The 16,498-nt window shown below is 64.0% G+C and carries 14 protein-coding genes; 12 read left to right on the forward strand and 2 right to left on the reverse strand.

Going from position 1 to position 16,498, the window contains the following annotated elements; translation table 11 throughout:
- Positions 1-215: 215 nt before the first annotated feature.
- Complete coding sequence (locus tag AC0L3S_RS20990; RefSeq protein ID WP_473281026.1) at positions 216-1,550, reverse strand: dicarboxylate/amino acid:cation symporter; 1,335 nt, start codon at positions 1,548-1,550, stop codon at positions 216-218.
- Positions 1,551-1,675: 125 nt separating this feature from the next.
- On the opposite strand from AC0L3S_RS20990, the gene AC0L3S_RS20995 reads away from it, so the two are divergent.
- From AC0L3S_RS20995 to AC0L3S_RS21045, 11 genes are all read left to right on the forward strand, one after another.
- Positions 1,676-2,995 carry a solute carrier family 23 protein gene (locus tag AC0L3S_RS20995; RefSeq protein WP_473281028.1) on the forward strand — a complete coding sequence of 440 codons (1,320 nt, stop codon included), beginning with the start codon at positions 1,676-1,678 and terminating at the stop codon, positions 2,993-2,995.
- Between the two features lie 74 nt (positions 2,996-3,069).
- On the forward strand, positions 3,070-3,906 hold the full coding sequence (locus tag AC0L3S_RS21000) for an SDR family oxidoreductase (protein WP_473265491.1): 837 nt from the start codon (positions 3,070-3,072) through the stop codon (positions 3,904-3,906).
- A gap of 52 nt (positions 3,907-3,958) precedes the next feature.
- Positions 3,959-4,765 carry an NAD-dependent protein deacetylase gene (locus AC0L3S_RS21005; protein WP_473281030.1) on the forward strand — a complete coding sequence of 269 codons (807 nt, stop codon included), beginning with the start codon at positions 3,959-3,961 and terminating at the stop codon, positions 4,763-4,765.
- Between the two features lie 140 nt (positions 4,766-4,905).
- Positions 4,906-6,990 carry a hydantoinase/oxoprolinase family protein gene (locus AC0L3S_RS21010; RefSeq protein WP_473281032.1) on the forward strand — a complete coding sequence of 695 codons (2,085 nt, stop codon included), beginning with the start codon at positions 4,906-4,908 and terminating at the stop codon, positions 6,988-6,990.
- A gap of 2 nt (positions 6,991-6,992) precedes the next feature.
- Complete coding sequence (locus tag AC0L3S_RS21015) at positions 6,993-8,651, forward strand: hydantoinase B/oxoprolinase family protein (RefSeq protein ID WP_473281034.1); 1,659 nt, start codon at positions 6,993-6,995, stop codon at positions 8,649-8,651.
- A gap of 39 nt (positions 8,652-8,690) precedes the next feature.
- Positions 8,691-9,689, forward strand: a complete 999-nt coding sequence (locus AC0L3S_RS21020; RefSeq protein ID WP_473281036.1) for a TRAP transporter substrate-binding protein — start codon at positions 8,691-8,693, stop codon at positions 9,687-9,689.
- A 4-nt stretch (positions 9,690-9,693) separates the two neighbouring features.
- Positions 9,694-10,287, forward strand: a complete 594-nt coding sequence (locus AC0L3S_RS21025) for a TRAP transporter small permease subunit (RefSeq protein ID WP_473281039.1) — start codon at positions 9,694-9,696, stop codon at positions 10,285-10,287.
- A 31-nt stretch (positions 10,288-10,318) separates the two neighbouring features.
- Positions 10,319-11,623: a TRAP transporter large permease gene (locus AC0L3S_RS21030; protein WP_473281041.1), complete on the forward strand. Its 1,305-nt coding sequence runs from the start codon at positions 10,319-10,321 to the stop codon at positions 11,621-11,623.
- A 357-nt stretch (positions 11,624-11,980) separates the two neighbouring features.
- Entirely contained in the window at positions 11,981-13,699 is a 1,719-nt protein-coding gene (locus AC0L3S_RS21035; protein ID WP_473265476.1) for an outer membrane protein assembly factor BamB family protein, read from the forward strand.
- Between the two features lie 62 nt (positions 13,700-13,761).
- Complete coding sequence (locus tag AC0L3S_RS21040; protein ID WP_473265474.1) at positions 13,762-14,154, forward strand: c-type cytochrome; 393 nt, start codon at positions 13,762-13,764, stop codon at positions 14,152-14,154.
- A 34-nt stretch (positions 14,155-14,188) separates the two neighbouring features.
- Positions 14,189-14,956 carry a substrate-binding periplasmic protein gene (locus tag AC0L3S_RS21045; protein ID WP_473281043.1) on the forward strand — a complete coding sequence of 256 codons (768 nt, stop codon included), beginning with the start codon at positions 14,189-14,191 and terminating at the stop codon, positions 14,954-14,956.
- A gap of 85 nt (positions 14,957-15,041) precedes the next feature.
- Here AC0L3S_RS21045 and AC0L3S_RS21050 read toward each other — a convergent pair whose 3' ends face one another.
- A complete protein-coding gene (locus AC0L3S_RS21050; protein WP_473265468.1) occupies positions 15,042-15,686 on the reverse strand; it encodes a glutathione binding-like protein in 645 nt (214 codons plus the stop codon).
- Between the two features lie 117 nt (positions 15,687-15,803).
- On the opposite strand from AC0L3S_RS21050, the gene AC0L3S_RS21055 reads away from it, so the two are divergent.
- Complete coding sequence (locus AC0L3S_RS21055) at positions 15,804-16,448, forward strand: TetR/AcrR family transcriptional regulator (protein ID WP_473265466.1); 645 nt, start codon at positions 15,804-15,806, stop codon at positions 16,446-16,448.
- The last annotated feature ends 50 nt before the right edge of the window (positions 16,449-16,498 follow it).

The raw sequence follows: 16,498 nt of genomic DNA on the forward strand, positions 1-16,498 counted from the left end.
AGGATGCCAATCCGGGCCGTCGACGGCGCGCCGGTCGCGGCGTCGACCTTTGCAGTGATTTTCAAAAACCCGACGCCCTGCCCCCAGCGCGTCGGGTGGAAAACATGAGTATCAATCCGTGATCCCAACGCAATTGTTGTGACTCGCGACGCGCCAATTTACCACTCCGGGAAACTACCGCGTTGGAACCGGACTCCGCCAAACCCGCGCGCGGCCTAGGAGGCGGCGCTGCCGCCCGGTTCAAGCGCCTCACCCATCTCCAGCGGATGGGCCATGGTCTCGTGCAGCGCATCACGGTCGAGCTCGCCTTCGGAGATGCTGATGACGACGCAGGCGACGCCGTTACCGATCAGATTGGTCAGCGCGCGGCACTCGCTCATGAACTTGTCGATGCCGACCAGGATCGCGATCGACTGGATCGGGATGTCGGGCACGATCGAGAGCGTAGCCGCGAGCGTGATGAAGCCTGCCCCGGTCACGCCCGAGGCGCCCTTTGAGGTGATCATGGCGATGCCCAAAATGCCGAGCTCCTGCCAGATGGTCAGATGGGTATTGGTCGCCTGCGCCAGGAATAGCGTCGCCAGCGTCATGTAGATGTTGGTGCCGTCGAGGTTGAAGCTGTAACCGGTTGGAATGACGAGGCCGACCACCGAGCGCGAAGCGCCGAGATGCTCCATCTTCTGGATCATCTGCGGCAGCACCGTTTCGGACGACGAGGTGCCGAGCACGATCAGCAGCTCGTCCTTGATGTAGGCGATGAAACGCAGGATCGAGAAGCCGGCGAGCCGCGCGATTGCGCCGAGCACGACCACAACGAACAGGATGCTGGTGAGATAGAACGTGCCGATCAGGGCTGCGAGGTTGAGCAGCGAACCGAGGCCGTAAGCCCCGACGGTAAAGGCCATTGCGCCGAACGCCCCGATCGGCGCGACGCGCACGATGATGCGAATGATGCCGAAGAACATCTTTGCGGCCTTGTCGATCGCCTCCGCAATGGGCTCGCCGGTCTTGCCGAGAAAGGCAATGGCGAAGCCCGACAGGATCGAGATCAGCAGCACCTGCAATAGATCGCCCCGTGCGATGGCGCCAAGATAGCTGTCGGGGATGATCGCCATCAGATGGGCGACGATGCCTTCTTCCTTGGCCTTGGTGACGTAGGTCGCCACCGATTTCGGGTCGATCGTGGCGGGATCGATGTTGAAGCCGTGTCCGGGCTGGAGCACCTCGCCGACCAGCAGGCCAACCGCGAGCGCCACGGTCGAGACCGTCTCGAAATAGATCAGCGACTTCAGCCCGACCCGGCCGACGCGCTTGAGGTCGCCCATCGAGGAGATGCCGTGCACCACCGTGCAGAAGATCACCGGCGCGATCATCATCTTGATCAGCGCGATGAAGCCGTCACCGAGCGGCTTCAGGGCCTTGCCGAGATCGGGATAGAAATAGCCGACGAGCACCCCGAGCGCGATCGCGATCAGCACCTGGATGTAGAGGATCTTGTACCAGGGCTGGTGCCGGCGGTGGATGGCTGGCTGGATCGCAATCTGTGTCATAGAATAGGCCCCGGAACGTATTGATCTTGTTTGATTTGCATCATGTGATGGTCGCCGCAGAAGCGACAATCACATTTTTGTCTGTTCGCACGAAGATCGGTCGCTGCACCGCAACTGGGGGGAACATGCCGATTGCAAGGGGCTCCGACGAGCGAGCGCAAGGCTATTTCCCGCATTGGACTCTGAAGTCCTCCGGCGTGATCATGCCCGAGGAGCGGCTGCCGCTTGGCCAGACCGTGGTCTCCGGTCTCCAGCATTGCGTCGCAATGTCGGGCTCGACGATCATCGCGCCGCTGCTGATGGGGTTCGATCCCAATGTTGCGGTGCTGTTTTCCGGCATCGGCACGCTGATCTTCTTCGTCATCGTCGCGGGGCGCGTGCCGAGCTATCTCGGCTCGAGCTTCGCGTTCATCGCGGTCGTCATCGCCGCCACCGGCTATGCCGGGCACGTGCCGAACCCGAACCTGTCGGTTGCGCTTGGCGGGATCGTCGGAGCGGGCGTCCTCTACGGCGCGATCGCGCTGATCGTGATGTGGTCGGGGGTTGGCTGGGTCGAGAGGCTGTTGCCGCCGGTCGTCACCGGCGCGGTGGTCGCCGCGATCGGCCTCAACCTTGCACCGGTGGCGGTGAAGGCCGTGAGCGCCAATGCGTTCGACACAGGAATCGGGCTCGCGACCGTTCTGATCATCGGCGTGGTTGCCGTTGGCGCACCTGGCTTGTGGCGCCGCCTGCCGATCATTCTCGGCGCGATCGGCGGATATCTTTTGTACCTGCTGTTCGCGAACGGCCTCGGCTTCGGCAAGCCGATCGACTTCACGCAAGTTTCAGCTGCGCCGTGGATCGGCCTGCCGAACTTCACCACGCCGACCTTCCAGACCGATGCGATCTTCTTGATCGCGCCCGTTGCGATCATCCTCGTCGCCGAGAACCTCGGTCACATCAAGGCGGTCGGCGCCATGACGGGCCGGAGCCTCGATGACTATCTCGGCCGCGCCTTGCTCGCCGACAGCCTCGCGACCATCGTGGCGGCCTGCGGCGGCGGCACCGGCGTCACCACCTACGCGGAGAACATCGGCGTCATGGCGGCGACGAAGGTCTATTCGACCTTGCTGTTTGCCTTCGCGGCCCTGGTGTCGATCGTGCTCGGCTTCTCGCCGAAATTCGGCGCGCTGGTCCTGTCGATCCCGGGTCCCGTCATCGGTGGGCTCTCGATCGTGCTGTTCGGATTGATCGCCGCGATGGCCGGCCGGATCTGGGTCGAGAACAAGGTCGACTTCTCAAGTCCGGCAAACCTGATCACCGTCGCCGTGGCGCTGACCGCAGGCGCCGGCGACCTCACACTCAAATTCGGCGCCTTCACGATCGGCGGGATCGGCACCGCAACCTTTGGCGCCATCATCCTGTACCAGATCCTGACTTCGCGACTGGCTCGCCGCCAAGGGTGAATCCCAGTGCTGCGCGGGGGGATGGAACAAAACGCCGGTTCCCTCCATGTTGATGTGTCCCCCGGAGAAGAACGATGCCACATACTGACCGCTCGACCACCTTTTCCTCGCGCCTCGTCGGCCAATACGCGTTGGTGACCGGCGCCTCCCAAGGCATCGGGCGCGCCGTGGCAATCAGGCTCGCGCAGGAAGGTGCGTCCGTCGCCATCAACTATGTCGATCATCCCGAAAAGGCGGAGGAGGTGCTCGCCCTGGCGCGTACGGCATCGAGCGATCGCGGCCATGGCAAGCTCGATCACACCATCGTCAAGGCCGACGTCAGCAGCGAGCAGGACGTCGCTGCAATGTTCGAGACGATCCTGGCGCGCTGGAAGCGCCTCGACTGCTTGGTCAACAATGCGGGCTTCCAGCGGGAATCGCCGAGCGAGGCGCTCGACATCGACACCTATCGCCGCATCATCGACGTCAATCTCAACGGCGCCGTGCTCTGCGCGCAGAAGGCGCTTGCCCATTTCGTCGCGCGCGGCGGAGGCGGCAGCATCATCAATTGCTCCAGCGTCCACCAGATCATCCCGAAACCGGGCTACCTCGCTTATTCCATCAGCAAGGGCGGCATGGCCAATCTGACGCGTACGCTGGCGCTGGAATTTGCCGGCCGTGGCATTCGCGTCAATGCGGTCGGCCCCGGTGCGATCGACACGCCGATCAACGCGGCATGGACCGGGGATCCGGAAAAGCGCGGCGTGGTCACCAGCCACATTCCGCTCGGCCGCGTCGGCACGCCGGAAGAAATCGCCGCCGTGTTCGCCTTCCTCGCCTCGGATGAGGCCAGTTACATCACCGGGCAGACCGTCTATGCCTGCGGAGGCCTGACGCTGTTTCCCGAGTTTCGCGAGAACTGGGCGAGCTAGCGGGCTTCCTTGCCATCTGGCAAAACCGAGCGCAGCAGACTACATCTGCGCCATGGAAAAAGCTCCGCTCGAAGACTTCGTCCACCGGCACGAAAATCTGTTCGTGCTGACCGGCGCCGGCTGTAGCACCAATTCGGGCATTCCCGATTATCGCGATAGACATGGTAACTGGAAGCGGACCCAGCCGGTGAACTTCCAGGCTTTCATGTCGGAAGAGCATACGCGTCGGCGCTATTGGGCGCGCAGCCTGATCGGCTGGCGGCGGTTCGGCCAGGCCAGGCCGAACGATGCGCATCACGCGCTTGCCCGGCTCGAGGCTAGCGGGCGTTGCGAGATGCTGCTGACCCAGAACGTCGACCGGCTGCATCAATCCGCCGGCCACCGCCAGGTGATCGACCTGCACGGCCGGCTGGACCTCGTCCGCTGCATGGGCTGCGGAGCGAAGACGCCGCGCAACGAATTCCAGGACAGGCTCGGCCGCGCCAATGCAGCATGGCTCACGCTCGATGCCGCGGATGCGCCGGACGGCGACGCCGATATCGAGCACGCCGACTTTTCGTCGTTCAAGGTGCCGCCTTGCGAAGCCTGCGGCGGCATCCTCAAGCCTGATGTGGTGTTCTTCGGCGAGAACGTCCCGCGCGACGTGGTCGCAACCGCGCAGGATCATCTGGCGCAGGCCGACGCCATGCTCATCGTCGGCTCGTCACTGATGGTCTATTCCGGCTTCCGCTTCGTGCAGGCTGCCGCGCAACGGCAAATCCCGATCGCTGCGGTCAATCTGGGACGCACCCGCGCCGATGATCTCCTCGCGCTGAAGGTCGAGGAGCGCTGCGAAGCGGCGCTTGCATTCCTGCTCTGATCGCGCGGGCTGCGAACACGCCTTGCCTATTGCATGGGTGCCAAGCAGAATAGCTGGATGCAGCATGTTTCTGTCGTTCATGGCATGGAAATTGCTGCGCTTTTGTCCTCAGTCTTGACGATCAGCACGGAGAATTTGGAATGCTTGAGGGAGCCGAGGTGCGGCTTGCCGTCGATATCGGTGGTACGTTCACCGACATCGTGCTGGACGTGGGGCAGGATCGCAAGACGCGCAAATTGCTGACGACGCCGCAGCGTCCCGAACAGGCGGTGCTCGATGGCATGCGGCTCATTCTCGCTGATGCGCGCGCCCACATCAGCGACATCGACGTCTTCATTCACGGCACGACGCTCGCGACCAATGCCATCATCGAGCGTCGCGGCGCCAGGACGGCGCTGATCGCGACCGACGGCTTTCGCGACGTGCTCGATATCGGCACCGAGAGCCGCTACGACCAGTATGACCTCAGCATCGACAAGCCGAAGCCGCTGGCACCGCGATCCCTGCGCTTCACCGTGCCCGAGCGTATCGACGCCCACGGTGCCGTCCGCCTCTCGCTGGACGAAGCGGCGGTGCGAGCGCTCGCGCCAAGATTGCGCGCGCTGAATGTCGAGAGCGTCGCGATCGCTTTCCTGCACTCCTACGCCAATCCCGAGCACGAGCGCCGCACGGCCGCGATCATCAGCGAGGAGATGCCCGGTATTTCCGTGACCGTATCGTCCGCGGTGTGCCCGGAAATCCGCGAATATGAGCGGACATCGACGGCGGTGGCCAACGCCTATGTGCAACCGCTGATCGACGGTTATCTCGCCCGCATGTCCGATGCCCTGCAGGTCGAGCAGTACCGCGGCGCGATCTATCTCGTCACCTCCGGCGGCGGTGTCACCTCGATCGAGACGGCGCGGCGCTTTCCGGTGCGTCTCGTCGAATCCGGTCCTGCCGGCGGCGCCATCTTCGCGGCGCAGATCGCGGCGCGTCTCGGCGAGAGCAAGGTGCTGTCCTTCGACATGGGCGGCACCACGGCAAAGATCTGTCTGATCGAAAAGTACCAGCCCGAGACCTCGCGCGTGTTCGAGGTCGATCGCGCTGCACGCTTCCTGAAAGGTTCGGGTCTGCCGGTGCGGATTCCCGTGATCGAGATGGTCGAGATCGGCGCCGGCGGCGGCTCGATCGCCCATGTCGATGCGATGAAGCGCGTCACGGTCGGCCCCGAGAGTGCCTCGTCGGAGCCCGGGCCCGCCTGCTACGGCCGTGGCGGCCTGCGCCCGGCCGTGACGGATGCCGACGTTGCGCTCGGCATGATCGATCCCGACGATTTTGCGGGTGGAACGATCAAGCTCGACCCTGAGCTCTCGAAGCAGGCGCTGCTGCGCAGTGTCGGCGAGCCGCTGGGTCTGTCGGCCGAGACTGCAGCCTATGCCGTGCACGAGGTGGTCTGCGAGAACATGGCGAGTGCGGCGCGCGTGCATGCGGTCGAGCGCGGCGAGATTGTCGGTCAGCATACGCTGATCGCCTTCGGCGGCGCGGCACCGCTGCATGCAGCGCGCGTCGCCGAGAAGATCGGTGTCTCCCGCGTGATCGTCCCTTCCAATGCCGGGGTGGGCTCGGCTGTGGGCTTCCTTGCGGCTCCGATCGCCTACGAGCTGGTGCGCAGCCGTCATGTCAGGCTCGACGATTTCGACACCGAAGGTGTTTCCGACCTGCTCCAGGAAATGGTGACCGAAGCGCGCGCACTGGTCGAGACGGGTGCGGCCGGTGCGCCGGTGCGCGAGCGCCGCGCCGCCTTCATGCGCTATGTCGGCCAGGGCCATGAGATCTCGATCGAGTTGCCGAACCGCCGGCTGGCGACGGCCGATCTGGCCGGCCTGCGCCAGAAGTTCGAGGCGGATTATGCGGCGATGTTCGAGCGGTCGATCCCGGGTGCGGCGATCGAGGTGTTGAGCTGGTCGGTGCTGGCGACGACCGAGGCGCGCAATCCGGCTACGGTCGCGGCCGTTACGCGCAAGCCAGCCGGGAAGGCGACCGGCAGCCGCAAGTTCTTCGACGGCCGGGCGGGGGAGGTGATCGAAATCCCTCTCTACCGCCGCGAGGACATGGCGCCGGGCGCGACGATTGCAGGTCCCGCCGTGATCGCGGAGGACGAGACCTCGACGTTCGTCTCCAACAGTTTTGACGCGCATATCGACGGTGCCGGCAGCATCGTCATGGAACGGAAGGCGGCTTGATCATGAGCAAGGCAAGCGGCGCGAGCCTGATCGACCTTCAGATCATGTGGCACCGGCTGATCGCCGTGGTCGAGGAGCAGGCGCAGGTGCTGCTCCGCACCGCTTTCAGCCCGATCGTGCGCGAATGCGGCGACCTCTCGGCCGGCGTGTTCGACCTCAAGGGACGGATGCTGGCGCAGGCGGTGACCGGCACGCCCGGCCACGTCAATTCGATGGCGGAATCTGTCAAGCACTTCATCGCTCACTTTCCGATCGAGACGATGAAGGAGGGCGACGCCTACATCACCAACGATCCCTGGATGGGCACCGGCCATCTCAACGATTTCGTCGTCACTACGCCCTGTTTCAAGGGCGGCAGGCCGGTCGCGCTGTTTTCCTGCACCAGCCATCTCATGGACATCGGCGGCATCGGCTTCGGGCCCGACGCCACCGACGTGTTCATGGAGGGGCTCTACATCCCCATGCTGAAGCTGATCGACCAGGGCGTCGTCAACGAGACGCTGATGGCGATGATCCGCACCAACACGCGGCTGCCGATCGACACCGAGGGCGACACCTACTCGCTCGCCGGCTGCAACGACGTCGGCTGCGAGCGCCTGGTCGAGATGATGACCGAGTTCGGCATCGACTCGCTCGATGCGCTCGGCGACTACATTTGCGACCGCTCGCGCGAGGCCGTTCTGGCTGAGATCGCCAAGCTGCCGAAGGGCACCTGGCGCAACACCATGGTGGTCGACGGCTATGACGCGCCGGTGACGCTCGAGGCGACCCTGACGATCTCGGACGAAGGCATCCACGTCGACTTCGACGGCACCTCGGCCGCGTCGCGATTCGGCATCAACGTGCCTCTGTCCTACACCATCGCCTACACGGTGTTCGGTCTCGGTTGCGTCGTCGCCTCGCAGATCCCGAACAATGCCGGCTCGCTCTCGCCTCTGACGGTGTCGGCTCCCCCGGGCGCGATCCTCAATGCGCCGAAGCCGGCGCCGGTCGCCTCGCGTCACATCATCGGCCAGATGCTGCCCGACGTCGTGTTCGGCTGCCTGCGCCAGATCATTCCCGAGCGCGTGCCCGCGGAAGGGACATCGTGCCTGTGGAATCTCAACGTGCGCGGACAGACCCGCTCGGGCGCCGGCGGCAATTACGGATTCTCGATGGCGGTGACTTCCAATGGCGGCACCGGCGCGCGCTTCGCGAAGGACGGGCTGTCGGCGACCGCCTATCCCAGCGGCGTGCGCGGCACGCCGGTCGAGATCGCGGAGACACAGACGCCGCTGATCTTCTGGCGCAAGGAGCTGCGTCCGGATTCCGGCGGGGCAGGGCGCACCCGCGGCGGCCTCGGCCAGATCATCGAGGTCGGCAGCGGCGTCGACGCGCCGTTCGACATCCTGGCGGCGTTCGACCGCATCGATCATCCGCCACGCGGCCGCGAAGGCGGCAAAAACGGCGAGGCCGGCTATGTCGGCCTGAAGTCCGGCAAGAAGCTGCGCGGAAAAGGCTTTCAGCAGGTGCCGCCGGACGACAGGCTGGTGGTGCTGACACCAGGCGGCGCCGGCATCGGCGATCCCCGGGAGCGCGCGCCGACAGCCGTCAACGACGATATCGAAAGCGGCCTCGTGTCGGCCGACAACGCGGTTGCAGTTTATGGGCATACGCGATGACGCTTCAGGCGTCGTGCGCGTAGCAAACGGAGGGGCTCAATGATCACGCGACGGAATTTTACAGCGGGCGCAGCGACGCTGCTCGCGGCCGGCCACATCTCGACCCGTGCGCAAGCGGCGACGGTGAGCTGGGACATGTCGACGGTATGGCCTGACGGCAATTTCCACACCCAGAACGCGTTTGCCTTCGCGGAGGAGGTGAAGAAGCAGAGCGGCGGCTCGGTCGCGATCACCGTGAAGGCCGGTGGCCAGCTCGGCTTCAAGGGCCCCGAGCATCTGCGCGCCGTGCGCGACGGCCTGGTGCCGCTCGCCGACGTCCTCAATATTCAGCAGGTCGGCGACGAGCCCTTCATGGGCGTCGAGAGCATTCCCTTTCTCTGCGGCTCGATGGACGAATTGAAGGTGCTGCACAAATACGTGCGGCCCGAATACGAGAAGGTCGCCGCGCGCAACAACCAGAAGATCCTCTACATCGTGCCCTGGCCGACCCAATATCTGCACCTTAAGGTCAAGGTCGCCGATGTCGACGGGTTGAAGAACATCAAGATCCGCGTGCCCGACAAGAACGCCGTCGACATGCTGGCCGTGGTCGGCATGGCGGCGGTGATGATTCCCTGGGGCGAGACCATCCCGGCGCTGGCCTCGGGCGCGGTCGCCGGCGTATCCACCTCGGCGGTGTCGGGCGTCGACGGCAAATTCTGGGAATTCCTGAAATACATCTACCCGACCAACCACGTCTGGTCGTCGCAGATGCTCACCGTCAACCTCGATTCCTGGAAGGCGCTGAGCGCCGATCAGCAACAGCTCGTCGCCGGTATCGCCGCGAAGATGGAGCCTGGCTTCTGGGCGAACTCGCTGAAGGCGGACGTCGACAGCCTCAACCGGCTCAAGGAAGGCGGCATGGAGGTGGTGCCGGTCTCGGAGGCCATGATCACGGACATTCGCGCCAAGACCGCGCCGCAGCTTGACGCTTTCGTCAAGCGCGTGCCGGCGGCCGACAAGCCGGTGCGGGCCTATCTCGCCGAGATGAAGCGCTGAGCCCATGGTCAGCGTTTCGCCCGCGGATCCGCAGAGTCTCAACGCAGCGGCGCCGGCGCCGCTGCGCATCCTGCTCGACGGCATCGACCGTCTTGGCCGGCTGGACGGCTGGATCGGCGGCGGCTGCCTCTTGATGCTGACGCTGCTGATGCTGTGCGAGGTCGCAACGCGCTTCCTCTCGAACTTCCTGCCGTTCTTTCCGCCGACGATCTCGATCGCGTGGGAGTATTCCTCCTATCTGATGGCCGCGTCCTTCACCTTCGGCGCCGCCATGACCCTGCGCGTCGGCGGCCATATCCGTGTCGTGCTGCTGCTGAAGAACGTTCCGGCGCTCTTTCAGCGCGCGATCGAAATCCTGTCGGCCGCCGCGGGCTTCGCCTTCATGGCCTTCCTGACCTCGTCGATGGCGAAGTTCGCCTTCGGCGCCTATGTGCGCGGCCAGGTTTCGACCTCGAGCGACACCCCGCTGTGGTTTCCGCAGGCCGTCGTCACCTTCGGCATGCTGCTGCTGACGCTCCAGTTCCTGGCGCGCGCGATCCAGGCCGTGCTCGGCCTGCCGCTGGAGGATCACCGCATGAAGGCTTCGCCCGTCGAATGATCGCCTTGCTCGCAATCGGATTCACGACCGCATGACCATCGAAGTCGTCGCTCTCTTCGCGATCCTGTTTGCGCTTCTGGCATGCGGCGTATGGATCGGCCTGACGCTTGCGCTCACCGCGACGCTGCTGCTGGCGATGTTCCGCTCGATCCCGCTCGACAAGCTGCTGCCGCAATATGCCTGGAACATCCTGACCACGCAGGAACTGCTGGCGCTGCCGCTGTTCATCCTGATGGGCGAGCTACTGTTTCGCACCCGTCTGTCACGTTCGCTCTTCCAGGGGCTGGCGCCCTGGGCGGGGCTTCTGCCGGGTCGCCTTCTGCATGTGAACGTGATCGGCTGCACCATCTTCGCGGCGATCTCCGGCTCGTCGGCCGCGACGACGCAGGTGATCGGCCGCATGTCGCTGAACGAGCTCACACGCCGGAGCTATTCCCGGGACATCGCGATCGGCTCGCTCGCCGGCGCCGGCACGCTCGGCTTCCTGATTCCGCCGTCCAACATCATGATCATCTACGGTGTGCTCGGCGATGTCTCGATCCTGAAACTGTTCACGGCCGGGGTGCTGCCCGGACTACTGCTGGCCGCCACCTTCATGGGGTGGGTGATGCTGCACACGACCCTCAACCCGAGCATGGTGCCGGAGACGGAAGCCAAACTCTCGCAGGTGCCGTGGCGCGAACGTTTTGCGGCGCTGAAGGACCTCGCGCCGGCGCTGTTCCTGATCGCCTGCGTGCTCGGCTCCATGTATGGCGGGCTGGCGACGCCGTCGGAGGCCGCCGCGGTCGGCGTGCTCGGCGCGGCGCTGGTCGCCTGGGCGCAGGGCTCGATGTCGCAGCAGGTGATCCGCGACGTGCTGATCGGCTCGGTCGTGACCTGCTCGATGATCGCGCTGATCGTGCTCGGCGCCTCGATCCTGGGCAACGCCGCGGCCTTCCTGGGCATCCCGCAGGCCGTCGCCGCCTTCGTGAAGGGCTTGGGTCTATCGCCCTTCATGCTGATCGTGGTGCTGATTATCTTCTATCTGATCCTCGGTTGCTTCCTCGATGGCTTCTCGATGATCGTGATGACGCTGCCGATCGTGCTGCCGATCGTGAAGGGCGCAGGCTTCGACGAGATCTGGTTCGGCATCTTCCTCGTGCTCGCGGTCGAGATGGCCCAGATCACGCCGCCGGTCGGCTTCAATCTGTTCGTGATCCAGGGCCTGACTGACGACGGCCTCGGCTACATCGCGCGCGTCACGATGCCCTATCTGCTCATCATGGTCGGCTTCGTGCTGCTGCTGACGCTCTGGCCCGGCATCGTCACGATCCTCCCGCGCGTGCTGTACGGGTAAATCCTTCCTCGAGCCTTGGCGCTATCGCGTCCGCCCGCAGCAGTCTGAGACTGCGAGGCCAAACGAACCGGACAGCGCAACTGACGTTTGTGATCCGCGCCGCGCGTGAAATTCGCGCCGTGCGCGTGTTCCGTCTTTGCGCTCCTCATCATCCGGCGTACGCTGCCGGAGCGAGGATAAGCACAACTGCAACCAATCCAGAGAACGTAGCACCTTTTGGCGATGTCCGCCGAGAGCGATCGAGAGCCGTTGGCGGCTCGTCTGCAATGGAGAAGAACCGACAGATAGCGGACTGCAACATCCCTCGCGGCGGCGTCTGTGAGACGCAAGTTAAACAACATAAAGCGGGAGGAACGGATGAAGAAGCGTTGGTGTAAGTCTGGCCTACCTCTTATTGCCGGCGCGACGCTGGTGGTGTCGTCGGCCTTGGCCCAGTCCGTGGATACTGCGCGGATCGAAAACGGCGGTCAGAACGATTGGCTGACCTACCACGGTTCATACAAATCCTATCACTACAGTCCGCTGGCGCAGATCAATGCAAACAATATCGGCAATCTGAACGTTGCCTGGACCCACATTCCAGGGCGCTCGACCCGCGGCCTGCAATCGATGCCGCTCGCGGCGGATGGCGTGCTCTATTACTCGGGTTCTTACAGCCGGGTTTTTGCGCTCAACGGCGCGACAGGCGAGGTGATCTGGTCCCATTTTCCGGAGCTGGACGAGGCCCTGATCTCCCGTCAGACCCATTCCCCCTACAATCGCGGCGTAGCGCTCGGCGAGGGCAAGGTTTTCGTCGGCACCATGGATGGCAGGGTTCTTGGCCTGGACATGAAGTCGGGGAAGGTCCTCTGGGAAACCAGGCTGATCGACTCGCAGAAGCTCACGGTCGGTTTCACCGGTGCACCGCTTTACGCGAAGGGCACGGTGATCATCGGAGCGCAAGGCGGTGAATGGCCGGGCCGCGGCCCGATCTTCGGCCTGGATGCCACCACCGGGAAGAAGAAGTGGGAGTTCTTGACCGTCGCCGGCACCGACGAGGCCATGAAGACGTGGGGAAACGATTCCTGGCGCACGGGCGGTGGCGGTGGCTGGATGCCGGGCACTTACGATTCCGAGACCAACACGATCCTATGGGGCACCGCAAACCCGGCGCCGCTCTACGATTGGTCGGGCGCCGATTACAAGACGCAAGGCGCGCGTCCCGGCGACAATCTCTACACGAGTTCGGTGATCGGTCTCGACGTCGATACCGGCAGGCTGAAATTCCATCATCAGGAATTGCCGCACGATGCCTGGGACTTCGACAGCGCGGTCGGCGAGTTTGTGATGCTCGAACGTGACGGTCAGAAGTTCGTGGTTCACCCGAACAAGGGCGGTTTCGTCTTCGTCTATGACCGCAATCTCGCCGTGAAGAATGTCTGGCGGCTCGTTGAGAACATCAATTTCGTCAAGGATATCGATCCCAAGACCGGTGCCTTGATCGGCCGTCGCGACTTCAGCGCCGGGAAGGTCACCGAACCGCCGCTGTGCCCCTTCATCGGCGGCGGCGTCAGCTGGAACGCCGGCTCCTACAACCCGAAGACCGGCCTGTACTACAAGATCGGCCAGGAATGGTGCATGACGCTCGACGTCCAGAAGACGACGCCGGTCACAGCGCCTCAGGTCCAGCTCAACATCGGCGCCGATTTCAAGATGGTACCCCCTCCGGGCGGAGAGATTTATGGACATCTCGATGCGCGCGACCCCATCACCGGCGCCAAGAAGTGGGAGGTTCGCTATCCCGAGCCGCCGCTCGGAAGCGTGCTGTCGACTGCGGGCAATCTCGTATTCGTGCCGGACTCCCGCGGCATCCTTCATGCCTACGATGCCGAAACCGGGGCGGAGCTATGGAGTCACAACAACGGCACCGGCCACCAGGGCGGCATCGTCAGCTATTCCGTCAATGGCAAGCAGTACATTGCCGTGGCCGCCGGCTTTGGCGGCATGCTGGCGGACGAATACGCGCCAAACTTCGGCGGCGTCTACAAGAGCATGCCGCGTGATGACGGGGCACTCGTCGTCTTCAGCTTGAAATAGATCATCGCAGATTGCCGGGAAGCAGGCGCAAGCTTGCTTCCCGTGCATTGGAAGTTCCGGGCGTGCTTCAGGACATCGTGCTTCAGGATATGGAGCTGGATACCTTGAACTTGCATTTGAAGAAGATCGCCGCGCTCTTGTCGGCGGCGCTGGGCGCCTCGTCGCTGTATGCCGCACCGGTTCAGGCGCAGTCTGCCACTCCCGTACCCGACAACGGGACGTTCGACGTCGAGCAGTTATTCGCAGGGACTTGCGGCTTTTGTCACTCCGCTGGCGGCCGGGCCGCCGGCAAAGGACCGCAACTGATGAATTCGCCGCGCGACGACGAGTATCTGCACAGCCGCATCAAGAACGGCAAGTCTGGTGCGATGCCGGCATTCGGCGGGGCCTTCACCGACGCGCAGATCGACCAGATCGTCAAATATATCCGCGCCCTGAAGCCGCGCGAGGGCTGAATCGACCAGGCCGATGTCGACACGAGGACCCGGAATGAAGGCAGTTCTCCCGCTGGTGGTCGGCGCCGTGATCGGATTGCTGAATCCTGCGCAGGGGCGGACCCTGGACGCAATCCGCGCATCCGGTGTGCTCGGATTATGCGCCCATCCGAACTCGCTTCCGTTCGCAAGCAAGGCCGCCGATCCTCCCGGCTTTCAGATCGAATTGGGCGACGCGCTGGCACGCGAGCTCGGGGTGTCGCTGCGTCTCGACTGGATCATCACCCAGTACCAGATGCGGAGCGCCGGATGCGACATTGTTCTGGACGTCATCGCCGACCGCGAAGCGCAGGGTGAAACCCGCTTGAGAATCTCGAAACCGTATTATCGCACGGGGGTCGCGCTCGCCGTCCCCCCATCCAGCGCACTCGCCTCGTTCCAGAGCCTCAACGAGCATACCAAGGTTGGCGTGCAGGTCGGATCCGTCGCTGCCATGATCATCAGTCAACGGCACGTCCCGACCTCGACTTTCGGCTTCGAGAGCGACAGCCTCGATGCCTTGTCAAACCATGAGATCGATGCCGCTGCGGTCACACCCACTGCGGCGAGTTATTTCAATCTGACGCATCCGGACAAGGCATTTCGTATCCTGGATCGCGACGAGTCCGTAGCCGATCTCAACTGGAACGTCGCGGTCGGCATGGTCCGTCCGGATGATGCATTGCGCGACACCATTGATGGAGCGGTTGAACGGCTGCGAAACGACGGCACGATCGATCGGATATACGGCCGCTACGGGGTCGTACTGCAGACGCCGAAATAGCCACGGGTTCCGGGCGCGGTCAGTCGCGCTGTTTAACCCGTCGTCCCGGCCGTATTGGCCGGAACGACGATCGTTTCGAATGCCGCTACGCCGCGGCCTTCTTCCGCGCCTGCTCGGCCTTGTACAGCTCGAACTCTTCCGCGATCGCCTTGGCGATCGACGGCCGTTGGCGCAGGCGTTCGTAATAGGCCTTCACGTTCGGCCATTTGGCGAGCTCGATGGGCGGGGTCGCCATGGTCCAGTTGATGACCGTGACGAGATAGGCGTCGGCGACGCTGAAATGGTCGAGCAGGAAGTCGCGCCCCTTCAGGTAATTGTCGAGATAGTCCAGCCGCGACAGGTTCTTCTCCAGCGCATAGGCTTTCGTCTCCTGCGGCGCCTTGCGGTCGAGCACCGGGATGAACAGGCCCTTGTGTAGCTCGGTGCCGATGAAGCAGAGCCATTGATGCAGCCGCGTGCGATCGATCCCCGCTGCGGCGCCGAGGCCCGATTGCGGGAAGCGGTCGGCGATATATTGCAGGATCGCGGCGTTCTCGGTCAGCACCACGCCCTCATCGGTCCGCAGTGTCGGCACCAGGCCGATCGGGTTCACGGTTCGGAAGTCAGTGCCGTCGCTCAGCACGGTCTTGGTCGGCGGATCGACTTCGAGATAATTGGCTTCGGCGCCGGCTTCGTACAGCGCCACGCGGCTCGCCATTGAACAGGCGAGCGGCGAGAAATAAAGATCCATCTTGAGCCTCCTTTGGGCAATTCCTCGATGTGACTTTTGGAGTGTCGCTCAACCTGGCCAGATTGATTTTTGTACTGTCTTGCATATTATGGGAAGGGTCAAGGATTAAATTGCGAGATGGTACAAAAATCGAAGCCACCAACTGCTGCCAGTGAACCCAAGCGCCGGGGCCGTCCGCGCGCCTATGAACCCGAGGTCGCGCTTGGCAAGGCGCTCGACCTGTTCCGCACGCAGGGCTTCGCGGCGACCTCGCTCGACGATCTCAGCGAAGCCACCGGCATGAATCGCCCGAGCCTCTACGGTGCCTTCGGCGACAAGCGCGAGCTCTACATCAAGAGTTATCAGCGCTACCGCGAGGACGCGCGCGCATCGATGGTGGAGATCTTTCGCCAGGAGATGCCCGTGCGCCAGCGGCTGGAGCGTATCTTCGCCTCCGCGCTGAACATCTATCTCTCGGGCGAGACCGGCCCGCGCGGCTGCTTCACCGTGGTCACGGCGGCCTCCGAGGCGGTCGGCGATCCCGACATCCGGGCGATGGTGCTCGATGGCCTCAACGAGCTCGACAAGGCATTTGCGAGTTGCTTCCGCCGCGCCAAGGAGAAAGGCGAGTTGCCCGACAGCGCCGATCCCGCCGTGCTGGCGCAGCTCGCATCCGCAACCGTGCACTCAATTGCCATCCGCTCCCGCGCGCGTGTGTCGCGGAAGGAGCTCGAGGCGATCGTGAAGGGGGCGATCGACGTGATGGTGGGAGGAAAGAGCTAGGCGGTTGCGTGGCGCGAGCCAACGTCGTCCTGGCGAAAGCCAGGACCCAT

Source organism: Bradyrhizobium sp. Ken01, from assembly GCF_055807355.1.

Coding starts and splice junctions, on each gene's coding strand:
- AC0L3S_RS20990 (WP_473281026.1), bottom strand. CDS start 1,550: ATGACACAGATTGCGATCCAGCCAGCCATCCACCGCCGGCACCAGCCC.
- AC0L3S_RS21025 (WP_473281039.1), top strand. CDS start 9,694: ATGGTCAGCGTTTCGCCCGCGGATCCGCAGAGTCTCAACGCAGCGGCG.
- AC0L3S_RS21005 (WP_473281030.1), top strand. CDS start 3,959: ATGGAAAAAGCTCCGCTCGAAGACTTCGTCCACCGGCACGAAAATCTG.
- AC0L3S_RS21010 (WP_473281032.1), top strand. CDS start 4,906: ATGCTTGAGGGAGCCGAGGTGCGGCTTGCCGTCGATATCGGTGGTACG.
- AC0L3S_RS21035 (WP_473265476.1), top strand. CDS start 11,981: ATGAAGAAGCGTTGGTGTAAGTCTGGCCTACCTCTTATTGCCGGCGCG.
- AC0L3S_RS21000 (WP_473265491.1), top strand. CDS start 3,070: ATGCCACATACTGACCGCTCGACCACCTTTTCCTCGCGCCTCGTCGGC.
- AC0L3S_RS21015 (WP_473281034.1), top strand. CDS start 6,993: ATGAGCAAGGCAAGCGGCGCGAGCCTGATCGACCTTCAGATCATGTGG.
- AC0L3S_RS21055 (WP_473265466.1), top strand. CDS start 15,804: ATGGTACAAAAATCGAAGCCACCAACTGCTGCCAGTGAACCCAAGCGC.
- AC0L3S_RS20995 (WP_473281028.1), top strand. CDS start 1,676: ATGCCGATTGCAAGGGGCTCCGACGAGCGAGCGCAAGGCTATTTCCCG.
- AC0L3S_RS21020 (WP_473281036.1), top strand. CDS start 8,691: ATGATCACGCGACGGAATTTTACAGCGGGCGCAGCGACGCTGCTCGCG.
- AC0L3S_RS21045 (WP_473281043.1), top strand. CDS start 14,189: ATGAAGGCAGTTCTCCCGCTGGTGGTCGGCGCCGTGATCGGATTGCTG.
- AC0L3S_RS21030 (WP_473281041.1), top strand. CDS start 10,319: ATGACCATCGAAGTCGTCGCTCTCTTCGCGATCCTGTTTGCGCTTCTG.
- AC0L3S_RS21050 (WP_473265468.1), bottom strand. CDS start 15,686: ATGGATCTTTATTTCTCGCCGCTCGCCTGTTCAATGGCGAGCCGCGTG.